The sequence below is a fragment of the Xenorhabdus yunnanensis genome (assembly GCF_028598805.1).
Classification (GTDB): Bacteria; Pseudomonadota; Gammaproteobacteria; order Enterobacterales; family Enterobacteriaceae; genus Xenorhabdus; species Xenorhabdus yunnanensis.
Genome location: NZ_JAQRFI010000014.1, coordinates 1 through 24,884, shown reverse-complemented (window position 1 = coordinate 24,884; position 24,884 = coordinate 1). Strand labels below are relative to the sequence as shown.

The 24,884-nt window shown below is 43.1% G+C and carries 22 protein-coding genes, 2 pseudogenes and 1 CRISPR repeat array; of the genes and pseudogenes, 16 read left to right on the top strand and 8 right to left on the bottom strand.

Annotated features, from left to right (window positions below):
• The first annotated feature begins 121 nt into the window (after window positions 1–121).
• The gene (locus tag PSI23_RS07990; RefSeq protein WP_273554594.1) at window positions 122–3,241 is read left to right on the top strand and encodes an autotransporter domain-containing protein; all 3,120 of its coding nucleotides are present in this window, start codon (window positions 122–124) and stop codon (window positions 3,239–3,241) included.
• Between the two features lie 363 nt (window positions 3,242–3,604).
• Here the strand turns inward: PSI23_RS07990 and PSI23_RS07985 are convergent, their stop codons facing one another.
• Window positions 3,605–4,675, bottom strand: a complete 1,071-nt coding sequence (locus PSI23_RS07985; protein ID WP_273554593.1) for an IS110 family RNA-guided transposase — start codon at window positions 4,673–4,675, stop codon at window positions 3,605–3,607.
• Window positions 4,676–4,945: 270 nt separating this feature from the next.
• Window positions 4,946–5,140 (bottom strand): annotated as a pseudogene (locus PSI23_RS07980) (transposase); the annotation flags it as partial.
• A 56-nt stretch (window positions 5,141–5,196) separates the two neighbouring features.
• Here PSI23_RS07980 and cas5e point away from each other — a divergent pair.
• From cas5e to potC, 6 genes and pseudogenes are all read left to right on the top strand, one after another.
• A pseudogene (gene cas5e, locus PSI23_RS07975) lies at window positions 5,197–5,813 on the top strand (type I-E CRISPR-associated protein Cas5/CasD).
• Window positions 5,814–5,854: 41 nt separating this feature from the next.
• Window positions 5,855–6,418: a type I-E CRISPR-associated protein Cas6/Cse3/CasE gene (gene cas6e, locus PSI23_RS07970; RefSeq protein ID WP_273554592.1), complete on the top strand. Its 564-nt coding sequence runs from the start codon at window positions 5,855–5,857 to the stop codon at window positions 6,416–6,418.
• Between the two features lie 175 nt (window positions 6,419–6,593).
• A CRISPR array of direct repeats spans window positions 6,594–7,479; the repeat unit is 29 nt; unit sequence CTGTTCCCCATGCATATGGGGATAAACCG.
• 57 nt (window positions 7,480–7,536) lie between these two features.
• Window positions 7,537–7,725: a hypothetical protein gene (locus tag PSI23_RS07965; protein WP_273554591.1), complete on the top strand. Its 189-nt coding sequence runs from the start codon at window positions 7,537–7,539 to the stop codon at window positions 7,723–7,725.
• A gap of 288 nt (window positions 7,726–8,013) precedes the next feature.
• Complete coding sequence (gene potA, locus PSI23_RS07960) at window positions 8,014–9,129, top strand: spermidine/putrescine ABC transporter ATP-binding protein PotA (protein ID WP_273554590.1); 1,116 nt, start codon at window positions 8,014–8,016, stop codon at window positions 9,127–9,129.
• Window positions 9,113–9,973: a spermidine/putrescine ABC transporter permease PotB gene (gene potB / locus PSI23_RS07955; protein ID WP_273554589.1), complete on the top strand. Its 861-nt coding sequence runs from the start codon at window positions 9,113–9,115 to the stop codon at window positions 9,971–9,973. Before potA ends, potB begins: the two co-directional genes overlap by 17 nt.
• The gene (potC, locus tag PSI23_RS07950) at window positions 9,970–10,749 is read left to right on the top strand and encodes a spermidine/putrescine ABC transporter permease PotC (protein ID WP_273554588.1); all 780 of its coding nucleotides are present in this window, start codon (window positions 9,970–9,972) and stop codon (window positions 10,747–10,749) included. Before potB ends, potC begins: the two co-directional genes overlap by 4 nt.
• An 84-nt stretch (window positions 10,750–10,833) precedes the next feature.
• Here potC and PSI23_RS07945 read toward each other — a convergent pair whose 3' ends face one another.
• Together PSI23_RS07945 and PSI23_RS07940 are read right to left on the bottom strand one after the other, a co-directional pair.
• Window positions 10,834–11,223: a type II toxin-antitoxin system death-on-curing family toxin gene (locus PSI23_RS07945; RefSeq protein ID WP_273554647.1), complete on the bottom strand. Its 390-nt coding sequence runs from the start codon at window positions 11,221–11,223 to the stop codon at window positions 10,834–10,836.
• Entirely contained in the window at window positions 11,223–11,444 is a 222-nt protein-coding gene (locus PSI23_RS07940; RefSeq protein WP_273554587.1) for a type II toxin-antitoxin system Phd/YefM family antitoxin, read from the bottom strand. Before PSI23_RS07940 ends, PSI23_RS07945 begins: the two co-directional genes overlap by 1 nt.
• Before the next feature lie 185 nt (window positions 11,445–11,629).
• On the opposite strand from PSI23_RS07940, the gene potD reads away from it, so the two are divergent.
• On the top strand, window positions 11,630–12,682 hold the full coding sequence (potD, locus tag PSI23_RS07935; protein WP_273554586.1) for a spermidine/putrescine ABC transporter substrate-binding protein PotD: 1,053 nt from the start codon (window positions 11,630–11,632) through the stop codon (window positions 12,680–12,682).
• Window positions 12,683–12,739: 57 nt separating this feature from the next.
• On the opposite strand, the gene PSI23_RS07930 is transcribed toward potD, so the two are convergent.
• A complete protein-coding gene (locus PSI23_RS07930; RefSeq protein ID WP_273554585.1) occupies window positions 12,740–13,612 on the bottom strand; it encodes a phosphorothioated DNA-binding restriction endonuclease in 873 nt (290 codons plus the stop codon).
• A 495-nt stretch (window positions 13,613–14,107) separates the two neighbouring features.
• Between PSI23_RS07930 and PSI23_RS07925 the strand changes: the two genes are divergently transcribed.
• The 6 genes from PSI23_RS07925 (at window position 14,108) to vapB (ending at window position 19,823) form a co-directional block, all read left to right on the top strand.
• Window positions 14,108–14,761, top strand: a complete 654-nt coding sequence (locus tag PSI23_RS07925; RefSeq protein ID WP_273554584.1) for a phosphatase PAP2 family protein — start codon at window positions 14,108–14,110, stop codon at window positions 14,759–14,761.
• A 588-nt stretch (window positions 14,762–15,349) separates the two neighbouring features.
• Entirely contained in the window at window positions 15,350–16,348 is a 999-nt protein-coding gene (locus tag PSI23_RS07920) for a 3-oxoacyl-[acyl-carrier-protein] synthase III C-terminal domain-containing protein (RefSeq protein ID WP_273554583.1), read from the top strand.
• Complete coding sequence (locus tag PSI23_RS07915; protein ID WP_273554582.1) at window positions 16,345–17,364, top strand: NAD-dependent epimerase/dehydratase family protein; 1,020 nt, start codon at window positions 16,345–16,347, stop codon at window positions 17,362–17,364. Before PSI23_RS07920 ends, PSI23_RS07915 begins: the two co-directional genes overlap by 4 nt.
• Complete coding sequence (locus PSI23_RS07910; RefSeq protein WP_273554581.1) at window positions 17,357–18,163, top strand: MBL fold metallo-hydrolase; 807 nt, start codon at window positions 17,357–17,359, stop codon at window positions 18,161–18,163. The genes PSI23_RS07915 and PSI23_RS07910 overlap by 8 nt, the downstream gene beginning before the upstream one ends.
• Window positions 18,160–19,437, top strand: a complete 1,278-nt coding sequence (locus PSI23_RS07905) for a F390 synthetase-related protein (RefSeq protein ID WP_273554580.1) — start codon at window positions 18,160–18,162, stop codon at window positions 19,435–19,437. The genes PSI23_RS07910 and PSI23_RS07905 overlap by 4 nt, the downstream gene beginning before the upstream one ends.
• A gap of 155 nt (window positions 19,438–19,592) precedes the next feature.
• A complete protein-coding gene (gene vapB / locus PSI23_RS07900; RefSeq protein ID WP_273554579.1) occupies window positions 19,593–19,823 on the top strand; it encodes a type II toxin-antitoxin system VapB family antitoxin in 231 nt (76 codons plus the stop codon).
• Window positions 19,824–19,981: 158 nt separating this feature from the next.
• Here vapB and PSI23_RS07895 read toward each other — a convergent pair whose 3' ends face one another.
• Window positions 19,982–21,256 carry a bifunctional O-acetylhomoserine aminocarboxypropyltransferase/cysteine synthase gene (locus PSI23_RS07895; protein ID WP_273554578.1) on the bottom strand — a complete coding sequence of 425 codons (1,275 nt, stop codon included), beginning with the start codon at window positions 21,254–21,256 and terminating at the stop codon, window positions 19,982–19,984.
• A 455-nt stretch (window positions 21,257–21,711) separates the two neighbouring features.
• On the opposite strand from PSI23_RS07895, the gene PSI23_RS07890 reads away from it, so the two are divergent.
• Window positions 21,712–22,293, top strand: coding sequence for an Ail/Lom family outer membrane beta-barrel protein (locus tag PSI23_RS07890; RefSeq protein WP_273554577.1), 582 nt, complete (start codon window positions 21,712–21,714; stop codon window positions 22,291–22,293).
• Window positions 22,294–22,687: 394 nt separating this feature from the next.
• Complete coding sequence (locus PSI23_RS07885) at window positions 22,688–24,493, top strand: ABC-F family ATP-binding cassette domain-containing protein (protein WP_273554576.1); 1,806 nt, start codon at window positions 22,688–22,690, stop codon at window positions 24,491–24,493.
• A 54-nt stretch (window positions 24,494–24,547) separates the two neighbouring features.
• On the opposite strand, the gene PSI23_RS07880 is transcribed toward PSI23_RS07885, so the two are convergent.
• Complete coding sequence (locus tag PSI23_RS07880) at window positions 24,548–24,715, bottom strand: VWA domain-containing protein (RefSeq protein ID WP_373567295.1); 168 nt, start codon at window positions 24,713–24,715, stop codon at window positions 24,548–24,550.
• An 86-nt stretch (window positions 24,716–24,801) separates the two neighbouring features.
• Window positions 24,802–24,884 (bottom strand): IS1 family transposase (locus PSI23_RS07875; RefSeq protein WP_228011593.1); only part of this gene is annotated, 83 nt, incomplete at its 5' end.

The following is a 24,884-nucleotide window of genomic DNA, read 5'->3' as shown; positions in this document are numbered from 1 at the left end:
TTAATTAAATGTGTCATTTTATGGTGTGCTTAGGTGATGCAGGTGATGGTTTCAACCCGCCTACACAATAAAAAACATAAGAACTGGTATTTTTGCAAATCAACAATGGATGGTAACTAAGATGAATAAGCGATACAGAATACCTCGAGGCTCCCTGACTGCCACGCGTTTATCGGTCAAAATCCAGCCACGAGTGCTTTACCACGTCATAGCTTGTTATCTGGCAGCAGCCAGCTTTGGAGCTTATGCGGAAAATTATATTGAAAAAGGGCGGCCCGGCGATCCTACCAGCTGGCGTTCCAGTGAGTTTTTGGCTGAATGGGGGCTTGGTGCTATTCACGCTGATGAAGCCTATGCTAGAGGTTATACCGGTAAAGGGATCAAGCTGGGGATATTCGATCAGGTCGTTTATGCCAAACATCCTGAGTTTGTGGGGAAAAATAAGGTCATCAACTTAGTTACCTCTGGGATACGTGAATATACCGATCCCTATATTAAGGTGAAAAAAGGCGATTCATTTAATTATGGTGGAGCACCGTCCGTAGATGGATACGGCAAGTTAGGAAATCATGGTGTCCATGTTGCAGGTATTGCAGCGGGTAGCCGAGATGGCAAAAAAATGCATGGTGTGGCCTATAACGCCCAAATACTCAGTGCAGATAACGGTGATCCCGGCCCTGAAGATGGCATCATCTTAGGCAATGATGGTGGCGTTTACCAAGCTGGTTGGCATGCACTAATAGATAATGGCGCTCGTATCATTAACAACAGCTGGGGGATTGGTATTGATAAGAAGCTTGAGAATGGCGGAAGCAATCCGAACGCAGCTCACTTTACCTTAGCAGAGGCTCAAAAGCAGTTTGATGAAATCAAGCCACTTTTGGGTACAAAACCTGGTGGTGCATATCAGGGGGCAATTGATGCTGCCCGCAGTGGTATTGTGACGATTTTTGCCGCGGGTAATAGTAAAAATTACAGTAATCCGGATGCCATCGCTGGTCTGGCTTGGTTTGTGCCAGATATTGCACCAAATTGGCTGACAGTCGCCAGTGTGCAAAAAGATCCGAATAGTATCAATAGTGAGCCTTATTCCATCAGCAATTTTTCCTCACGCTGTGGCTATACTGCCAGTTTTTGTGTCAGTGCGCCCGGTAGTCAGATTTATAGCTCAGTCATTGGCGGAAAAGTGGATAACGTGACTGCTGGATATGCTCATTACAGTGGTACTTCGATGGCCGCACCACATGTTGGTGGTAGTATTGCGGTATTAATGGAGCGTTTCCCATATATGACCGGAGCTCAAGTGTCTTCTGTGCTGCTTACTACGGCGACTGATATGGGAGAAAAGGGGATTGATGAGATTTACGGCTGGGGATTAATTAACCTCGGTAAAGCGATAAATGGCCCCGGTATGTTCTATACCGCAGAAGATATTCCTGAAAAATTCCGCATCCCAGATCCTGATGGTGTGGCCTACGGCAACGGTCAGCTTATTGCTGATATTCCGGGTATTGGTGCTGTGCTTGATAAGGGCAGACCGACTGAGCGTGCCTGTGATACCGCTCAGTGTGCTCTGGATCTATGGAGCAACGATATCAGCGGTCATGGCGGACTGACTAAACAAGGCAGAGGTGCGCTGATCCTCAGTGGTCAAAATACTTATTCTGGTCCAACATTGGTCAAACAGGGATTGTTGAATGTCAATGGCAGTGTCTCTTCCACTGTTTCGGTAATGGAAAGTGGTGTTCTTGGTGGGAATGGTACGGTTGGGGCGCTTAATGTACAAAGTGGTGGTACTGTTGCTCCGGGTAACTCTATTGGCACACTTAAAGTTGCTGACAAAATTACTTTTGAACCGGGTTCTCATTACGCTGTTGAAATCGCCGTCGATGGACGCAGTGACAGCATTCAGGTTGAAAAAAGTGCCCAGCTCAATGGCGGCAAGGTTAGCGTTTCTCTTGAAAATACGGGGAATTTACTTTCCTTTAAAGAAGTACAAGGCCTAGCTGGTCAGCAATACAATATTTTTAATACGAAGCAAAATATCAACGGCCGCTTTGATAATGTCGTCTCGAATTATCTCTTCCTTGGCACTAGATTGTCCTATCAGCCTAGCAAAGTCTTCCTCCATGTCGGACGCAATGATACCGCTTTTGCGGATGTTGCCAAGACACAAAATGAGCGAGCTGTGGCGGCTGCCGCTGATACCCTCGGTGCAGGCAATCCTGTCTACGAAAGTATCTTGGCTAGCGACTCTAAAGGGCAAGCCCGATATGCGTTTCGTCAGCTTGATGGGCAGATCCACGCCGATGTAGCTTCCCTGTTGGTGAATGACAGCCGTTATTTACGCGATACCTTAAACTCTCGTTTAAGTCAGGCCGGAGGCCGTTCATCATCGCCTGATATTTATGGAGATGATAACGGTGCATGGGTTCGATTGCTTAGTGCATGGAACCACGCTTCTGGTACAGAAAATGCGAGCGGCTATCAGGCTTCCAATTACGGCGTATTCCTTGGCGTGGATGCCCTTGTTGACGAATACAGTCGTCTTGGGATTGCCACTGGTTACACCCGTATTTCTCTTGATGGCGGTAACAGCGCTACTGCTGACAGCAATAACTATCACCTCGCTCTTTATGGTGACCGTCAGTTTGGTGATTTTGCTTTGCGCACCAATGGCGGATTCACATGGCACCGTATTGATACCACCCGCTCTATCAACTATGGCAGCCAGCGTGATAGTGAGAATGCAAAATACAGTGGGCGTACATCGCAGTTGTCTGCGGAGCTTGCTTACCATCTACCGGCAGGCACTGTGAATTTGGAGCCATTCATTAATTTGGCTTACATTAACTTCCGCAATGAAGGGATTAACGAAAACGGTGTTGCCGCAGCGCTTCGTGGTAACAGTCAACATACCGAAGCGACACTCTCCACATTGGGGTTGCGTGCCAATCATAGCTGGCAGACTTCATGGGGTTCTTCGATTGCTCTGAATGGGGAGCTAGGTTGGCAGCATCAATATGGTGAGTCGGAACGAGCAACAGGCTTGTCATTCCGTGGCAGCAACACGACGTTCGTGACCCGCAGTGTTCCGGTTTCCCGTGATGGTGTAGTGTTGAAAGCTAATGCAGAGATAAGCACAAGTAGCAACGTCTCATTCACTCTTGGTTATAGCGGATTGCTGTCCAGCAGCCATCAGGATAATAGTATGAATGTCGGTTTTAAATGGCAATTCTGATGATGGGCAGGGTGTAAGTATCTGATAAGGAAATATTGGAGTAGAAAGGAAATGAAGTTAATTGGCTGATTTTAGATAAAAAAATAGACATCTTGCGATGTCTATTTTCTTTTGAATTTTACTTATCTTTATTTCTTTTTGTGTGTTTTATCGTCATTTAAAGCAAAAAAACCATGAGATCTAAAAATGGTCAAATTTAGCAGCTATTTCAATCTCAAGGCTTCGTATAAAAATTTATTATTTTCACGAAGTAGATCACAAACTGAGGCAGGTTATTCCTGTGGTTTATTGCGAACCTTGCGTTCAATCAATTGATCATTAAGATCAAAATGACTGAGATAACCTTTGGTGCCCTTCTAAGTGTCAAGTTGTTATTTGCCTGCTGTTGATCTGCCGATTCTGGTTACGCAATAAGGTAAATATCTCTCTGGATATATAGCGTTTCAAGCAACGTATGGCTTCCAGTTTTGAATGACCTTCTCCAACCCGTCTAGCGACATATTCCTGTGTCCTGGCATCTGTACGTAGCCTGCCAATGGCGATGATATGAAGCGCGCTGTTCGCTGCACGATTACCTCCCCGGTTAAGACGGTAACGCTGATTCTTTCCTGAAGACGCCGGTACTGGACTTACCCTACATAATGCAGCAAAACTTGATTCTGAACGGAAGCGTTCTGGGTTATCCCATGCGGTGATAAGAAGTTGAGAAGCACATTCATATCCTACCGCTTTGCATTTAATCAGGTCGGGTGCAAGATCATCCACAATAGCGGCAATCATGATATCCAAATCGCTAATTTCATCCTGTAATTCCAGATAGCGTCGCGCCAGTGATTTCAGTGAAATACGGTAGGCATCCTCAACATGACGATACCGGGTCATATCGGGTTTGGCGGTGGCGAGAGTGCGTATCAGTTGCATTCGGGTGAGGTTTCTGATCTGCGCCCGTAATTCTTCAGGCGCAGAGACGATAGTCATCTGAAGCATTTGCAGTGCAACGCGCCGGGCCGCGATGGCTGTTTTTCGGCAGGCTTTCAAAACGCGAAGAGATTCAACCATACCGTCCCTCGTTTTAGGCATGACGGTACGAATGAATGAAAATGCCGCATGAGCTGCACATTCAGCATCAATCGTGTCACTTTTCCCCCGCTTTCTGCGTTCCATTCTATCAGGGGCAGTCACCTCAAGGACTTCAATACCTTCCATTTGAAAATAGCGTAATAAACCTGCACCATATGAACCCGTATATTCAATACCTATCCGGATTAGTGTTCCAAATGACTTCATCCAGGATAACATTTGGCAATATCCCTTTCGAGTTGCCGGAAAAGATTCACACCCTACAACACAATTATGATGATCAACGACCGCTGCAACGTGTAGGTCTTTATGGGTATCAACACCACCGATGACGCCTTGTTGAATTCCAGCCATAGGATAAAGTCTCTGTCAGAGAATACGCTGGTTTCTCCTGACAGATACCCCGGACAGGACAGTAAAGAGACAAGCCGTCAGGCCCTTCTTGAGTCACGCGTACCGTGAGGAGAACCCTCTTATGACGTATTCTTGTCACCGACAGATCAAAGGGAGGACACGATTTCGGTCAATCGCCGTACGGGTCAGGAAACAGAAAAAACGCCATACATCAGAAGAATAGATTAAAAAGAGCTTAGGTCTATAGCATCTGACAGAGGTATTCTTACTGTCACCATACAGAGAACCCGTTAATTCTGTTGTTAATTGGCGAACTGGTTCCCGATCATCTACATTACCGACAGTCACTTTAAGCGCCAGAATTTCACCCTGATGATTGACGACCAAATGTAACTTGAAACCGTAGAACCAACCCATTGAAGTTTTTCCGCGTTGTGCGATCCCCTTAAAGACCTTATTCTTTGGTTAGCTGGGTTGGAAGAGCTGAAAAACTGGATCCGTAGTAACGGTGAGGGCTAAATATGGCATCTTATCTCATATTACGCCTTTCTGGCCCGATGCAGTTTTGGGGGCATCCCACATTTGAAGGCACACGCCCCACCGCTAATTTTCCCACGCGCAGCGGTTTACTGGGATTGCTTGGGGCATGTCTGGGGATACGCCGAAATGACAAAGATGCACTTCTGGCTTTGTCTGACAGTGTACGTTTCGCGGTGTGCTGTGATGAGCATAAATTGGATGATAAATCTGTGAAGTTGAGCAAAATTACGGACTATCACACCATTAAGGATGCCAGAGTAGATTATGTTAGTCTGAAAAGTCATGCCACCATCCAAACCTGGCGTGAATACCTCTGTGATGCCCATTTTACCGTAGCCGTTTGGTGTGTACCTAACAGTCATTACAAATTAGCGAACTTAGTTGCCGCAGTACAGAAACCTTGGTTTACCCCTATTTGGGAAGACGCAGCTGCCCATTAAGTCATCCACTCTATTTGGGGCAATGTGAGGCAGACAATCCCCTATTGGCGTTAAATCAATTTGGTGACAGAGGAACTATTTATAGTGAAGAGGCCATCAATCCAAAAGAGCGTCCTTTACGTACCCGGGATGAGCCTATTGTTGCCTTGCAACGTTAATTTTCGACGCATGATTGGTTTGTTATTCAGGGAGATTCGCTATGTTCTTGAGCAAAGTCTGGATCGACTGGCGATGGGCGAAAGACCCCTATCAACTGCATCGGGCTTTGTGGCAACTTTTTCCCAACCGTCCTAATGATACACGTGATTTTCTCTTTCGGATTGAGGTGCAGCACTTTGGTCGCGGTGCGGAAGCTTTATTGCAATCAGCACAGGCACCTTCGTCAGTGGAGGCGGCTCAGGTGATGGTGAGTAAACTCATTCAATGGTCTATTCCCAATGGCGCTAAACTACGCTTTAAGCTAAGGGCTAATCCGGTTAAGACTATTAAAGACGGACAACAGCGCCGTGATCGTAACGGTAAGATCAAATGTTGCCGAATACCGCTTATCCATGAAGAGGAGCAGTTGCAGTGGTTATCACGCAAATTAGCGGGAGCGGTGCTGCTATCGACAGCTTGGGTAACACCGGAGTCCCCAATCATTTTTACAAAGATGATATTAGGGGGAAAATTCAGCCAATATGCTTTGAAGGGCAAATTATCGTACAGGAAAGTGATTCCTTATAATTGTTGGGAGCTAGAGATGATACTTGTAGCAAAGTAGCAAAAATGTTTCGTTCAGGGAATTTCGGTAGATTGAAATGGCTTGAGTTTTGTATTTTTTAACATGTTGAAAAACATATATTTTTATATTTGATAAAATAAGATTTTTAAGGAGAAAATGTGGTAGAATTTTTTCTGTCAAAAAAATTATTTAAAAACATAAAGATACAACTAGACTGTTCCCCATGCATATGGGGATAAACCGTGCTATTTCATGAACACGGGTTGGCTGGTTTTCTGTTCCCCATGCATATGGGGATAAACCGTTTTTTCAGGGAATCAATGTCTATCACTGTTGACTGTTCCCCATGCATATGGGGATAAACCGCTTTCATAAGATTCGTTTGCCATAACGGTCAGCTGTTCCCCATGCATATGGGGATAAACCGTAAAAATGCCAAACGGCTGCAGAATATGACGTCTGTTCCCCATGCATATGGGGATAAACCGTGTTGTGATGAAATGGGACTCGCATTCAAACTCTGTTCCCCATGCATATGGGGATAAACCGCGTTTAGACCTTCTTTTTTTATCATTTGCCTACTGTTCCCCATGCATATGGGGATAAACCGACCGATGATCTCTTTTAAGAGAAAAAAATGACCTGTTCCCCATGCATATGGGGATAAACCGGGGTAACCATGAAGCCGGAACATTTAACATTACTGTTCCCCATGCATATGGGGATAAACCGTGGGTAATTGGGTACGGAAATTTGACCGCAAAACTGTTCCCCATGCATATGGGGATAAACCGATCGTATGGCTCGTATCAGTAACACGGTTCGTCTGTTCCCCATGCATATGGGGATAAACCGGCTCTTACATGGAGTATTGGGTGAGTAGAGCTCTGTTCCCCATGCACATGGGGATAAACCGGGGGATTTGGGTATTATTGAAATGCTGGCTGACTGTTCCCCATGCATATGGGGATAAACCGGCGATTAAATCTGAGTTTCAGGAGAAATTAAACTGTTCCCCATGCATATGGGGATAAACCGTACGAATTCTGTAGTTTCTGCTTTGGTCGGAATCTGTTCCCCATGCATATGGGGATAAACCGATAGCGCCCATCACATTAGTTTGTTGCCGTTAGATGGTGTTTATAGCCTGTGGAGCCATGTTTTTATTGACTTCAATGGAGAATAAATGGCTAGTTTCCAGAATGATGAGAGGGAAAGCAGGAAATGAGAAGTATGCACCGCCAGTCAAAGAACAGAGAGTGCATGGATGGGGGGTATTGACAGGCATTCGTGGATGGCAGAAACAGTCTCCCAGACATGTTAAGATCTCATTAAAAATAAAATAGATTAAAAATGATTGAAAGCATCCGGTAGTAAATTATTTTCAAGAGGTTAAATTTAGTTCAAGATGGTTCGAAGCGTTATCATTTGTGAAATGATAATAAAAAATGACATATTGTCATTGTTTCGGCTTTCAATTTGGGCTTACTGCGTTTATCATGCGCGCTTCGTAATTTCAACCGGCGCCACTGGCTTTGAGCTTTAGCAGAGAAATGATGCCTCCTGCTAGCTGACACAGTCTTTTCCCGTGGCGGTTCTATCTGCATTATTCCAAGGGATAGATGATAGCATAAATGACTGAGAATACCTCTCTGACACCACTTGTTGAATTGAAAGCCTTGAATAAGGGCTTCGACGGCAAACAAGTTATTTCACAGCTTGATCTGACAATCAATGATGGCGAGTTCCTGACCATTCTTGGGCCATCCGGTTGTGGCAAAACCACAGTACTCCGTCTGATTGCCGGGCTGGAAGATGCTGATTGCGGCAAAATTTTACTGGAAGGGCAGGATATTACCGATATTCCCGCCGAGCACCGTCACGTCAATACGGTCTTCCAGAGTTATGCCCTGTTCCCTCACATGACCGTATTTGAAAACGTCGCTTTTGGACTTCGAATGCAGAAGACACCGGAAAAAGAGATTGCTCCGCGTGTTGAAGAAGCATTGCGCATGGTTCAGCTTGAAGAGTTTGCCCAGCGTAAACCTGCCCAGCTTTCCGGCGGTCAGCAGCAGCGTGTGGCGATTGCCCGTGCGGTAGTCAATAAACCCAAAGTCTTGCTGCTGGATGAATCACTGTCCGCGCTCGATTACAAATTGCGCAAGCAGATGCAAAATGAGCTGAAGGCGCTCCAGCGTAAGCTCGGCATCACCTTTATCTTCGTTACCCATGATCAGGAAGAGGCTCTGGTAATGTCAGACCGTATCGTGGTTATGCGTGACGGACGCATTGAACAGGATGGTTCTCCGCGTGAGATTTACGAAGAGCCGAAAAACCTGTTTGTTGCCCGCTTTATTGGCGAAATCAATATCTTTGATGCTGAAGTATTGCACCGTATTGATGAGCAGCGGATACGCGCCAATGTTGAAGGCCACGAATGTGATATTTTCACTTCGCTACCTGTGATGGTAGGGCAAACGCTGAAAGTATTGCTGCGCCCGGAAGACCTGCGCGTTGACGAGATCAACAATGGTGAGCAAGTATCGGGCCTGATTGGTTATGTCCGCGAGCGTAACTACAAGGGTATGACGCTGGATTCAGTGGTCGAAATGGAAAATGGCAAGATGGTCATGGTGAGCGAATTCTTCAACGAAGATGATCCTGACGTTGACCATTCCCTGAACCAGAAAATTGCCGTGAATTGGGTAGAAAGCTGGGAGGTTGTGCTGGTCGATGAAGAAGACGCGTAAGCTATTCCAGAATATCGTCATTACGGGCATCGTCGCTTGGCTGATGTTGTTCGTCTTTTTGCCGAATCTGATGATTATCGGAACCAGCTTCCTGACTCGAGATGATGCCAATTTAGTGAAGATGGTATTCTCGCTGGATAACTATACCCGATTGTTCGATCCGCTGTACGCCGAAGTGTTGCTACACTCGCTGAATATGGCGATTGTGGCGACGCTGTGCTGTCTGCTGATTGGCTATCCGTTCGCTTTTTTCCTGGCTCGTATGCCGCAGAAACTGCGTCCACTCATGCTGTTCCTGCTGATCGTACCGTTCTGGACGAACTCGTTAATCCGCATTTACGGCTTGAAGATGTTTCTCAGTACCCGCGGATATTTGAATGATTTTCTGCTGTGGGTGGGGATTGTTGATAAACCGTTGCGCATTATGTATACCCCCGAAGCGGTTGTATTGGGGCTGGTTTACATCCTGCTGCCGTTTATGGTGATGCCGCTTTATTCCAGCATTGAGAAGCTGGATAAACCCTGTCTGGAAGCGGCGCGCGATTTAGGGGCAGGGAAATTGCAGACGTTTATCCGCATCATTGTGCCACTCACCATGCCGGGTATTATCGCTGGTTGTTTGCTGGTATTGCTGCCAGCGATGGGGCTGTTCTACGTGGCTGACTTGATGGGTGGAGCAAAGAACCTGCTGATCGGTAACGTGATTAAGAGCCAATTCCTCAATATCCGCGACTGGCCGTTTGGGGCGGCGACCAGCATCTGTCTGACGCTGGTGATGGGGCTGATGTTATTGGTTTACTATCGTGCGGCTAAGCTGTTGAACAAGAAGGTGGAACTGGAATGATCAGACGCCTGTTGCGCGGTGGCTTCATGACCATCGTTTATGCTTATCTGTATATTCCAATTATCATTCTGCTGGTAAGTTCGTTTAACCAATCACGTTTTGGTATTAACTGGCAGGGTTTTACCACCGAATGGTACAGTTTGCTGTTCTCCAATGATAGCCTGCTTCAAGCGGCAGGCCACTCTCTGACGATGGCGGTAGCATCCGCCACGTTTGCGACCTTGATTGGCTCTTTAACTGCGGTGGCTTTGTATCGTTACTCGTTCCGTGGCAAAAAATTTGTCGGCGGCATGTTGTTTGTGGTGATGATGTCGCCGGATATCGTGATGGCAATTTCCTTGCTGGTGCTGTTTATGCTGCTCGGCATCTCACTGGGGTTCTGGTCGCTGCTGTTTTCGCACATCACCTTCTGCCTGCCGTTTGTGGTTGTCACGGTTTACTCCCGCCTGAAAGACTTCGATGTCAAAATGCTGGAAGCAGCACGTGATTTGGGAGCAAGTGAACTGACCATCCTGCGAAAAATCATCCTGCCGTTAGCGATGCCGGCAGTCATGGCGAGTTGGTTACTGAGTTTTACCCTGTCAATGGATGATGTGGTTGTTTCTTCATTTGTGACGGGACCAAGCTATGAAATCCTGCCACTTAAGATTTATTCAATGGTAAAAGTGGGTATTTCGCCGGAAGTGAACGCATTGGCAACGATTTTGTTACTTATGTCTTTGGTTTTGGTGATGATTAGCCAATTTGTAATGCGCGATCGCACGGGTAAGTCTTAATCTTCTTTTAAGCGTGGTTGTAGGTTGACCACGCTTTTCTTATTTTGTAATCGTTTTCGCCATAGGTAAGTAATTCGATAAACATCAATAAGGGCTAACCTCTGGTTTGAAAAGTTCTCTGAGTCTGGTAGCCAATTGTGCAGATACAAATTCTCCTTTAGCTGCTTTTACCGTCAATTCAACCAATTCTGGATGGTCATAAACTTTTACTCCGTTACGTTTCAGGAATAATATAGCGGTGTTCAAAGCTGTCCGCTTGTTGCCATCTATAAAAATATGACCACGGGCAATGGCGAGCCAGTATGTTGCAGCTAGTTCATAGATATCAGTGATATCTTCATAAAATTCTCGGTTCATCACTCGGCTAACAATTTCATCTGCTCGGCCAGGGTCAGACATTCCGGGGACACCCGCATAACGGCGTAAAAGATAATCATGAAGGGCAATCACTTCATTGGGAGTGACGTGTCGGATCATCTATCTGTTAATATCCTGTTCGATGTGTCTAATAGGCCAACGATATCAGCAAATTCAGCGTCCAATTTCGCTTTTTGGAGTGCTTCAAATTCTTTTTTACTGATAATTACTGCAGTTTCTCGACCGTGACGGGTAATCTCCACGGGTTGTCCAGCCACAGCTTGATCGATAACTGCTGCTAGATTTTCGCGGGCGTGTGAAATGGTGAATGTATCCACAATGTTTTCTCCTGCATTTGTGTATATTATGTGCATTGTTAGCGTATTGTACAATTCATAAGCCTACAACATAACAAGTGGCTTTACCCTACAAAATGCCGCTTTTATAATAGCCGTTTTTTGGGGGGTAGGTTCATGCAGAGCCTATATACGATACTGACGCACTAACTGCGTGGAAACATGACATGAAAAAGTGGTTTTATTATCTGTTAGCCGCTGGGATGATGGCATTAAGCATTGGTTCGGTAAATGCTGCTGCTAATGATGGCAAGACGCTGTATTTCTACAACTGGACTGAATACGTTCCGCCTGGTTTGCTCAACCAGTTCACTAAAGAGACTGGGATCAAGGTGATTTATTCCACCTATGAATCCAATGAGAGCATGTACACCAAGCTGAAAACCTATAAAGACGACGCTTATGATTTAGTGGTTCCATCCACTTACTTTGTCTCAAAAATGAGTAAAGAAGGGATGTTGCAAAAAATCGATACCAGTAAACTGAGCAACTTCCATAATCTTGATCCTAACTTGCTGCATAAGTCTTTTGATCCGAATAACGATTACTCTATCCCTTATATTTGGGGTGCAACGGCGATTGGTGTTAATCGCGATACTATTGATCCGAAAACCCTCTCTTCTTGGGCTGATTTTTGGCAACCAAAGTACAAAAGCAGCTTAGTGCTGACTGACGATGCTCGTGAAGTTTTCCAGATGGCGTTGCTGAAATTAGGATATTCCGGCAATACCACCGATCCGAAAGAGATTGAAGCCGCTTATCAGGAACTGCGAAATCTGATGCCAAATGTACTGGCATTTAACTCTGACAACCCCGCTAACCCATTTATGGAAGGTGAGGTTGATATCGGTATGATGTGGACTGGCTCTGCTTATGTTGCTCGTCAGGCTGGCACGCCTGTTGATATTATTTGGCCGAAAGAAGGCGGGATTTTCTGGATGGATAGCTTGGCTATTCCAGCGAATGCCAAGAATGTCGATGGTGCGATGAAATTGATCAATTTCTTGTTGCGTCCAGAGATTGCAGCGCAAGTAGCTGAAAAAATTGGTTATCCAACCCCGAATCTGGAAGCGAAAAAATTACTGCCTAAGGCAATGACAGAAGATAAATCTCTCTATCCAGATGAAGCCGTGATCCAAAAAGGAGAATGGCAGAATGATGTTGGTAATGCCAATATCTTGTACGAAGAGTATTTCCAAAAATTGAAAGCAGGTCAGTGATCTGAAATTCAATTAAGGTATTGGGGAAGCGTTGCTTCCCCTTTTAATATCTGAGGATTATTCCTTAAAGACTTGGTTACGATGCCAAGCGATGAAGCTTTCCAACGGATAATAGTTTTTGTTCTGGGGACGTAATATTGGCTGTTTTGCAAAATTCCAAAAAAGTTGCTTAACTATCGGGCCGCCATTAATACTTTCTGAAACCAGTAAATTCATATTATTGTCAATACTGATTGAACCCATATCGAATGCGGAATGGTGCAATGAACAAAGGGCAAGCCCGTTACTTACGGTACAGGGGCCGCCATATTGTTTCCATTTGATGTGCGCCGCTTCCAGACCAACAGGAGTACTGTCATGTCGCAGGTTGTAGCCACATATTGCACATTCGTAGTTATAGGCGCGCAGTATCTGCTGGCGAAAACGTGGATCGCGCATTTTGCGGATATCACTTAACGAGAAATCCAATTGATTAGCCAGCAGCTCCTGTATGCTGTCAGGAAAGTGTTCACTGAGGATTTGTTGTGCCAGTTTATCAATGGCAGCTGGCTTCTTGCGTAATAACTGATAGCTTGGTTGGTCGAAACCTGCCTTCACGCCAAATTCAATTAGTTCACGTTTTGGTGGTTGCCTGCTGCCTTTTTGTGGTGTGCAGAGTTCGGTATTTTGCAGCTCCCAAAAACCATCACCACGTAAGCGCCAAAAGGGTAAAGAGGGATCGTGACTTTTGCGTCTTGGGCCAAAGTTGTTGAGTAGCTCCAGTAATGGCTGGTGGATCTCCTTCCCATAATCAAACAGTCGTTCATGGCCTTTCTGATATTGAGAGAGCACATACAGCAACAGTAATGGCTTATGTGGCGCTCGTTGATCACCCTTGCGCCATATAGAAAGGTTTGAGATTGCGACCTGAAGTTCTTTGATTGTAGGCATGTAACTTGTTTGATTAATGGGTAAAGGTATTGCGATCATGCTCGCAAAAGTGATGGAGAGCAAGGTGGGCATAAAATTATAATCTCAAGTTAAATATAATTTTATTTTCAATTGATTGTATGTGAGTTTCACTTTAGTTCTCTTCTATTTAATAAACATCCTCTTTCTGTTCCCTCGATTGTCTGATAAATAATAGTTTATTCTAACCCCGCGTTCAGAAACCATTTTTTCTGAGAAGACCATTTAAAATAAAAAATAACAAACAGAAATATTTTGTGAAAATTAATAATGCAAAGGGATTGATCTTATTGAAGATTATTGCCTCTGGTACATTTTTTCCGGAACAGAAATTATACCCTCTGATTTATACCTTAAGTTAAATAAATCCAGATGATAAATATGCTTGTAGCTGATGCAATAAATGGATTATGGCGTGAGAAATGGGGCGGAGTAGATGATGAATAATACAGGCTGTCAAATGATAAAGAGGCCAGAATGAACTGGAGAATCGAACTGTTAGGATACCGACTATTGTGTTGTCTATTGGGATGGGGAACAGTTGGGGTTATTTACCATTTCACGGCTAACTATTATTTGAACGATCAAGTGACGATATTGCAATTTTCTGTTATTGATGAATGGATTGCATTTTCTTCCAATGGAGTTTGGTTCTATCTCTCTTTCTTCCTGTTGATACCGTTGGCTTATCTGTTCTGTCCACTATCCCGTGTACGTTGGTTAATGTTGGCAATGCAGGGTTGTGCCCTGTTTTCCGGTTTGATCTATTTGCTTTATCCCACCACTCTCGATTATCCGTCGATTACGGGTGACAAAATTACAGATCGTATGCTGGCTTACTTGATCACGATAGATTCATCACAAAACTGTTTGCCTTCATTACATGCTTCGTTGACCGCATTATCTGTGTATGCGCTTTGGCAAGGAAAACAAAAATCTTGGCGGCTGTTGTGGTTAACGTGGGGAGTATTGATATGTTTTTCCATTATTCAATTGCGGCGGCATTTATTTATTGATCTTATGGCAGGGTTATTAACAGCAATTGTTATTGGCATCTTGTGTCAGTTAATTTTACAGGTAGTTGTGGATCGTTCTGAACGCAAGCAAACCAGCAAACGGAGTAGTGCATGAGAGACAGAAAAATAAAATGGAATAGGAATAAAATAGCACTTGATTTATTGAAATCATTTTTCTGAACAGCAATATATTATTCAGAATAATATTCTTATTGTTTTTATTTTTAAATATATGCATTGATGAGTGAGGTGATTTATTTAATTTAAGGATGCAAATAACCAAAAATATTGAATTGATATTTAATTGATGTTTCTTTTGAATAATTAGATTTAAATAGTTTTTCATTGAAATAAAAAACCAATAAAACTATTTCTTATGACTAAGTTAAGTTGGTTTATTTGTAAATTAATATTTATTTTTATTTCACATAAACACAACAAATCCCATAATTAAATCTCATGGCACTTTAATTTCATTAAAAAAAATTTATAGCATCGAAATAATGAGCCGGGAAAAAATTTTATTTTTCATGCATCTGTGTTAAATATTTCAATTTAGTAATATGATGTATCATAAATATCTACTTCCTGTTTGACCGACTATCTGATAAATACTTATTTCATCTAACCCTATACTCAGAACTAACTTTATATTCTGATAATAAATTTAAACAAAAAATTAACACTTGGAAGTAATAAGAAAATGAAAAACTCAAATGAATTGATCCCATTAAAGATCATTGCGTCTGGCACTGCTTTGCCAGAAAATAAAGTGTATTCATCCGATTTAGATTTGAGGTTAAATAAACCGAGTGGTTTTGTAGAAAAGCATTCCGGAATAGAATATCGTTATCATTCTGATTATCAGGCATCTCAAGCTAAATTAGCCGTAGATGCATTACATGATACTTTAAAAACACATCAAATCCAGCCGGATTCAATTGATCTGTTGATTTCAGCTTCTGCAATCCCGATTCAAGCCTTACCTTATTCCGCCGCACATATTTTAAAAGTGAGCCGATTAAAGGCAGGAATTGCCTGTTTTGATATTAATTCAAGTTGTGTGAGTTTTATCTCTGCTTTGAGTGTTGCCAGTGGATTGTTGGCGACCAGACAGTATCGGCGTATTGCGATTGTCTCCGCAGAGATGGCTTCCCGTGGCATTGACTGGTCACATCAGGAATCTTCACTGATTTTTGGTGATGGAGCGGCGTGTATGATCGTCGAAAGAGGAGATGGGCAAAGCGGGATTGTGACCTACAAACATGAGACTTATCCAGAAGGCCTCGAATTATGTGAGGTCCGGGCTGGCGGAACTCGCAAGAATCTTCGTGCGGGCATGGAAGATAGTGATTTTCTGTTCCAGATGCAAGGTAAGCCACTGTTTAAACTGACTGCGTCATTAATTGAAGGCTTTACAGAGCGTGTACTGGCGAGTGCCAACCTTGAAATGTCTGATATTGATACCGTGGTTCCTCATCAGGCAAGTCATTTGGGGCTGAAACATATTCGCAATCGATTGAATATCAGGGATGAGAGATTTATGAATATTTATCGTTATCGCGGTAATCAGGTCGCAGCATCGATTCCTAGTGCTCTGCATGAAGCCATGATTACCGATCGCTATTATGGCCGTGATTATGTGATGTTGCTTGGCACGGCGGCCGGGCTTTCATTAAGTGAGATGATTTTAAGACCATGAAAATTCTTGTAACTGGGGCAACAAGTGGTTTAGGTCGTAATGCCGTTGATTACCTGTTATCGCGTGGGGAGACGGTGGTAGCAACCGGACGTGATCCGCAGGCGGGGGAGTTGTTAACTCAATTGGGAGCCAAATTCCGCCGCGCTGAACTGGCGACGCTAACAGTGGATGAAGCAATCGAGCTGATGTCAGATTGTGATGCAGTCTGGCATTGTGCCGCCAAATCTTCTCCCTGGGGTGATCCTGATGAGTTTGAACGTATCAATTTGACTGCGACATATATGTTGGTGCAGGCAGCAGGAATATGTGGTATCCAGCGATTTATCCATATTTCTACGCCAGCCGTATATTTTAATTTTTCACACCAACAGCATATTACCGAAAATCAGCGTAGCCAGCGTTTCGCCAATGATTACGCCCGAACGAAGTTCCTGGCGGAAGAGTGCATACTCAAACTGATTCGCCGCTATCCAGACACAACTTATATTATTTTGCGTCCCCGTGGGTTATTTGGCCCACATGACCGAGTGTTGTTGCCGCGCCTGCTGGCTCAGGTTAAATCCAGTAAAGGCGTTATGGCCTTGCCTGCGGGTGGGAAGAATACCTTGGATCTCACTTATGTAATGAATGTTGTCCATGCCATGTCATTGGCGACCCAACGCGAAGGTTTACAAAGCGGAGCGATATATAATATTACCAATCAGCAGCCACAACCATTGGCGAAGACCTTAGGACAGTTATTTGACGAGATGCAGTTTGGTTATCGGATCAAATCATTGCCTTATCCATTTCTGTATGGAGTTGCGGCAGTATTGGAAGGAATGGCTATGCTCACCCGAAAAGAGCCGTTGCTGACTCGTTACGGTATTGGGGCGGCTTATTATTCCATGACACTGGATAACTCAAAGGCACGGGAAGAGCTGGGCTATTCGCCGATTTATACCATGGAAGAAGGCATTCATTTAACAGCCAATTGGTTAAAACAGATAGATCAGCAGGCGGGTTCACATGGTTAAGATGCGTGTTTTTGAAGTAGGATACTGCACTCATCCCGGCTGCATGGCACTGAAAGGCGCCAGTCTTCGCATATGTAAATTTCCGGCCCGCGCATGGTTGCTGGAGTGCAATGACAAGCGCTGGCTACTCGATACCGGATATGCCAGCCATTTTTACGATCATACCCGCAGTGGGGTTATTCGGTTATATCGCACAGTCACGCCAGTCTACTTTGACACCAAAGATTCATTGGTGATGCAGCTGAAAGAAGAAGGCATTCAAGCGCGTGATATTAATGGCATTATCATTTCTCACTTTCATGGTGATCATATTGCTGGCTTGCGGGATTTCCCGCAGGCCAAATTCATCTGTTCGGGGGAAGGCTGGCAGCAAACCCGCAACTTACGTGGTATCGCTGCACTGAGAAAAGCATTTGTACGGGGATTGATCCCAGAAGATTTTGAATCCAGAGCCTGTTTTTATGAAGGATTTGAAACCAGTCCGCTGCCAGAAGAATTGGCGGTATTGGGTGAAGGTTATGCTGTGCCAGAGAGCCAGAAACAGATGTTTATTGTTCCACTGCCCGGTCATGCGGCGGGACACCTCGGCCTTTGTATATTGACTGAACAGGGTTGGGTATTGCTGGCAGGAGATGCGGCTTGGTCACCAAGTAACTACCGTGAACTGCGTGGGCCTGCAAAGTTGGCGAATATCATTATGGATGACAGCCGCGCCTATTACGAAACATTGAATAAATTGCACCAAATTGACCAAAAGCAGATTCCTATCCAGCTATGTCACGAGGGAGATTTGGAATGATACTTAAAACGCTTTGGTACTATTGGCGAGCCAAAAAACAGTGGAAATTTTCCAACCGACAGCAGCTTGAACAACATCAATCGAGAGAGCTAGCGAAATTCAGGCTCAGGGTGCTGGCGAAAAGCCCTTATTTTGCCTCATACGGTGATTTACCGTTGGCGGAATATCCGCTCATGAATAAAGCCATCATGATGGAAAATTTCGACCGAATGAATACGGCAGGTCTCAAGCGTGATGCGCTCTTGGAGTGTGCGCGATTGAGCGAACAGTCACGCAATTTCAAACCAACGGTCGGTAAATTCAGCGTTGGAATGTCATCGGGCACATCAGGGCAGCGGGGGATTTTCGTTATCAGCCCTAAAGAGCGGGATATCTGGGCTGGAACTATGCTCGCCAAAATGCTGCCGAATGGCTTATTTCACGGTGAGCGGGTCGCGCTGTTTTTACGGGCAGGAAACAATCTCTACGACAGCGTTCAGAATCGCTGGATATCCTTCCGTTTTTTTGATTTGTTCGCTGACTTTAACCAGCAGGTGCAAGCGTTGGCAGAGTATAAACCAACGATTATCGTCGCTCCTGCTCAAGTATTGCGGGCGCTCGCCTTGAAAATTCAACAAGGTGAAGTGTCCTTGTCACCAGCGAAAGTGATCTCAGTGGCAGAAGTGCTGGAGCCGCAGGATCGTCAACTGTTGGAAAATGTATTCAGGGAAGTGGGAGAAATTTATCAGGCAACAGAAGGTTTCTTGGCATGTACTTGTCCGCATGGAACCCTGCACCTTAATGAAGAATTTCTCCATATAGAGCCAAAATGGATTGATGAATCCCGTTTTAACCCGATCATTACTGATTTTACACGGGAATCTCAGCCAATTGTGCGTTATCAGCTTGATGATATTTTGGTGATGAAGAAAACCCTGTGTGCTTGTGGCAATCCAGCATTGGCGATAGAGCGCGTTGAAGGGCGTAGTGATGACCAGTTAATTTTACCTGCGCTAGATGGAGAAACAGTAAGTATTTTCGCCGATCCTTGTTCACGGATCATTGCCAATACCCTGCCGCTGACGAGTGATTATCGACTTACGCAAACTGAGTTATTGCTGAAATTAGAAGGTGATTGTGCCATTGAGATTCTCCAGCAATGCCAATCAGCGCTGTCAGACTATTTTGCCAAACAGGGTGTTGATATCGATAAACTTGAGTGGCAGTGCGTTTCACAAACGATATTGCCGGATCTGTTTAATAAACGTCGTCGGATTATCAGGAAAAAGGGATAGTTTAAAGGAATAATTTGTAGAACGGGTGGTTTAATACTGCTCGTTTTTGCGTGAAATTAAGACAAATCAAGTAATGTATATCCCGTTAACATATCCTATGAAAGCGCTATGCTTTTCAATGAACTTAATCAGAAGACTTTATTTTGGAGGTCAGTATGGAAAAAATAACGGTCTTTAAAAGTAATCGAAGTCAGGCTGTACGTTTGCCCAAAGCTGTTGCTTTACCGGAAGGTGTAAAACACGTTGATATTATTGCTATTGACCGAACCCGTATCATAACTCCGGCAGGAGAAGGATGGGATAGCTGGTTTGATGGCGAAAATGTTACTCCTGATTTTATGACAGACAGGCAGCAGCCAAGTGAACAGCTCAGGGAAGAATTCTGATGATTAAATATATGTTTGATACCAATATTTATACTATCAAGCATAAACCGCAGAAAGTCAGAGAAGCTTTTTATCAACATCATAGTGAAGGGCTGGTTTTAACCAGCCCTGATTCGTATTCTTGTTGGATATCTTTATTGGTAAAGCAATACTAACAATTATTTTGCCGCATCCAAGGCTTGTGAAAGATCCGCAATAATATCGTCGCTGTGTTCGATTCCAATAGATAGGCGAATCAGATCCCGTGATACACCTGCTTTTGCCAGTTCTTCATTATTTAATTGGCGATGTGTTGTTGATGCTGGATGACAAGCCAATGATTTGGCATCGCCGATATTTACCAGACGCACAATCAGTTGCAGGGCATCAATAAAACGGATGCCCGCTTCTTCTCCTCCTTTAATGCCGAAAGAAAGAATTGAAGCCGGTTTTCCCTCCATATAACGTACAGCCAAATCATGCTCTGGATGTGCAGGCAACCCCGCATATTTAACCCATGACACCTGAGAGTGTTTTTCCAGATATTGGGCGATTTTCAAGGCATTTTCAGTATGACGCTCCATGCGAAGTGCCAATGTTTCAAGACCTTGTAGGATGAGAAAAGCATTAAATGGTGAAAGTGCTGCACCAGTGCTGCGCAGTGGCCCAACACGGCAGCGGGCGATAAAGGCTGCGGCACCAAAATGTTCGGTATAAGTTATTCCGTGGTATGAGGCATCCGGTGTGCTTAGGATGGCAAAACGATCTTGATGTTTTTCCCATGGGAATTTTCCTGAATCAACAATGATTCCACCAATCGAAGTACCGTGGCCTCCGATATATTTGGTCAGGGAGTGGATGATAATGTCCGCACCATGCTCGAACGGACGGCATAGATAAGGAGTGGCGACGGTATTATCGACAATCAGGGGAATTCCGTGCCAGTGGGCAATATCTGCCAGTGCTTGGATATCAATGATATTCCCGCTTGGGTTGGTTATGGATTCACAGAATATTGCTTTGGTTTTCTTATCAATCATCTCTTCAATGGCACCAATATCGTCATGAGCCACGAAACGGGTCTCAATCCCAATACTTGGGAAAGTGTGTGCCATTAAGTTATAAGTACCACCATAGAGTTTCGCCACCGAAATAATGTTATCCCCAACCCTTGCAATGGCTTGAATAGCGTAGGTGATAGCTGACATCCCAGAAGCAACTGCAAGTGCACCAATGCCACCTTCTAAAGCGGCAACACGTTTTTCCAATACATCGTTTGTTGGATTCATTATGCGGGAGTAAATATTGCCTTCGACTTTTAAGTCAAAAAGATCTGCACCATGCTGAGAGTCATCGAAAGAATAGGAAGTAGTCTGATAAATGGGGACAGCAACAGCTTTGGTTGTTGGATCTGATGAGTAACCGGCATGAATGGATAGTGTTTCTAATTTCATTCTCATTTCCTTTAGTTAAGTGAAGTGGTACTGGCGTTTGAGACTGATAATCAAGAATAGTGGCGCGTTTTTTGTTGGATGTTGGTTGCGGTTCCTGTATTAGCTGGCGAGATATATCTTATGAGAGATTATTTTATCCTGAAATATAAATTCAATTATCATTCTATGCCTTATTGTTGACTAATAAAATTAAAGAAAAAATTATAGCCAATTTACAAAATGATATTGTGGTGAATCAATATCAAAAATAAATATCAATAGATATCAAATTGATACTGGGGTTAAAAGGGAGGTATTTGGTTTTCTTGATGAAGTATCTCTATAAATTATATTGATATCACAATGTTAATAATTCAACCTTACTCACATTTGTTGCATTTTACCCGATCGCCTTACAGAAACTATCTATACTTTAAACGGTTAAAACGTTTAGTAAACATGAAAGGTAATCATTAATGGTGATGAAAAAAACGCTCCTTGCAACTTTAGTCGTATCCGGTTTTATGTGTGGCTCAGTCGTTTATGCTGATTCACAGACTGTCGCAGTGGGTTACGCTCAAAGTAAAATCCAAGATATTAAAAATATTCGCGGTGTGAATCTTCACTACCGTTATGAATGGGATTCTCCTGTGAGTATTATTGGCTCATTTACTTATATGAAAGATAATGAAAGTGGTAGTGGCCATAATGAGCACGGGCCTTGGAAAGCCAATGCTGATCTAAAATATTATTCGTTGATGGCTGGCCCTGCTTACCGAATTAATGATTATATAAGTGTTTATGGATTGTTGGGTTTTGCCCATTCAAAAGTCGATGTTTCCGAGAGCGGAACTGAGCGTGGAAGAAATGGGGAAATAATTTCTCATTCTGTAAAGCTGGATAATAAATCGACCGATTTCGCCTATGGTGCTGGAGTGGACGTCAATCCCATTCCAAATCTCAGCCTTTATGCTGGCTATGAAGGTTCATCATTAAAAGGTCGTGAAGATCGACTTAATATCAATGGATTTAATATCGGTGTGGGATATCGTTTCTAAACAACGAATTTAAGGCGTATATTTCTTGATGTGTTTAGGGATACTCTTTCTCTTTGATGCAGCTCTCAATATTTATTGGGATTAAATCAAGATCTGATTCTTATAGAGAAAGGTGCTTTTCTATATTGAAAAGTACCTTTTTGTAATTATTACGTTAATCACGGATTCACATAATTATCATTCCTGTCATCATTAAAAATGATTTATCCATAAAAGGATTAAATAATAACATTAAGATACATAAAATTTAGTCGTTATGCCTTCATTTATTATGACAATGGCTTGACCTGATTTTTCTTTGAATATATAAGTTTTGTTTGCATATATAAGTTTTGTTTGCAAAATAATCATCAATCTGAGATTAACAAAGTTTTTTTATGATGGGAACATAACAATGTCAACGCTGATTCATTGTAATAAGGTTAACTTTGGTATTAATTCAAAGCCATTATTTAGCAATCTTTCCATAACGATTAAAGAAAACGACAGAATTGCATTGGTCGGTTATAACGGCACAGGAAAAACTCACTTACTTAAGCTATTGTCTGGCATTGAAAAACTGGATGATGGGCTTATTGAGTATGCCAATGGGCTTAGATTGGAAATGGTTTCTCAGTTTATTGACGGGGCATTGCTTGAAATGACCTTGCTTGAGTCTATTTCTCAAAAAGTGAAACAAGTTGATGAATATAGTGATTATAAAGCAGTATCCATGCTTTATAATTTTGGCTTTCAGGATATTGATTTTGATACTAAAGTCGCTGATCTCAGCGGTGGACAGAAGACAAAGTTGATGTTTTCCATCAGTGCAGTTGTGGAACCCGATATTATTTTATTTGATGAACCGAGTAACCACTTGGATGCCAATACTCTGAAATTCTTCGAGGATTTTTTTAATAATAATCTCAAGAGTGCTTTTATCATTGTTTCCCATGACAGAAATTTTCTGGATAACGTTACCAATCAGACGATTTTCTTGCGTGACCAACAACTGACGTCGTTTTCCCTGCCATTTAGTCAGGCATTTGAAGCGTTACAGGAAAAGGATGAAGCTGATGCTCTGCGATTGAAAGCAGAGGAGAAGAATATTCGACGTATACAGGAAAGCGCAAAACGTGTGGCACTGTGGGCAAAACTTTACGATAACGAAAAGTTAGCCAGAAAAGCCAAATCGATGGAGAAGCGTGTCGAAAAACTTGAACAGAGTAAGACCAGAACCACCGAAGGAGAAACTTATCGTCTATCGCTGGATGCTGACACGATCAAATCCAAACAGATGTTGCAGATTGAGGAAAAATGGATTGGCTATCAACTGAATGGACAGTTTAATTCTTTATTTGCTACCAATGGATTGTATATCCGGCCGGGAGATAGAATTGCTCTATTGGGGGACAATGGTGTGGGGAAGTCCACCCTGATTCATACCCTTGTTGAGGCTTACAATCAGGCAAGAAGTAAGCATAATAAGCAATTGGAAAATTCGGCTTACGATACCGAAAATATCACTTTTTCCCCACAGTGTAATATGGGCTATCTCGATCAGGAATTGGAGAAAATCCCGCTGAATGAATCTATTTTCGATGTGGTTAGAAATAACACACCGAATATCGACGATATTACCTGTAAGCAACAATTAATTGCGGCAGGTTTTGAATATGCGGATTTTAATAAATTGGTGGGGAGATTAAGTGGTGGTGAGCGCTCCAGACTAATGTTTTTAATCTTGAAGTTAAATAAACATAATTTCTTGATTCTCGATGAGCCTACTAACCATTTGGATATTTTTGGCAAAATGGAATTGGAAAGTGAATTGATTAATAACGAAATGACGATATTAATTACTTCGCATGACAGGGCGTTTATTGATAACGTCGCTAATCGTTTTTTACTGATTAAAAATGGCAAGTTGGAAGAAGTGACGTCCAGCGATGGATATTATCTATTCCTGAATGAAAAAGTGATTTCTTCTCAAAAAAAGGTGATTTTTTCTCAAAAAGAAGTAGTTAGAGATCGGGGAAGCACGCATGATGAATCAGAAATATTAGCGGATTTAGCGGATGAAGAGAAAGTTCTTCAACGTATTGTAGTATTGGAAAAAAATCTGGCAGAGGATTTGGCTCGGAAACCGAAACATCAGAAGCTGAAAAATCAGGAGATATGGAGAAAGGAAATTAAGAGACTCTATGAAATTTTAGGATGAATCTGGCGCCCCTAATTGTGGGGCGCTCATAGTTATAAATTGCATACTGCATAACTATAGAATTCGTTCAGCGGCGGCGGCATCGTGCCAGTCTTTAAACTCATTTAATAACAGATCGTACAGTTGATCTTCTTTTACGGTGGCAAAATTGTCGATCGCAAAGAAATGAGTGTTATCAAATCGACGGGCTAATGATGGTGTGGGCGAGTTTTCATATGATATTGTAGGTTTTGGTATAAGTACATATTTAACTTTTGGGTCGTTTAAAAGAATAAATGCCGGTCACGTATTCAAAATGTTGATTGGTCTTAAATATAATATTCTCTTTCGATAAAAGTCCCGATGACTTTGTCATGCATTTCCGGTGATTTTGAATAACCCAATGTTTTAC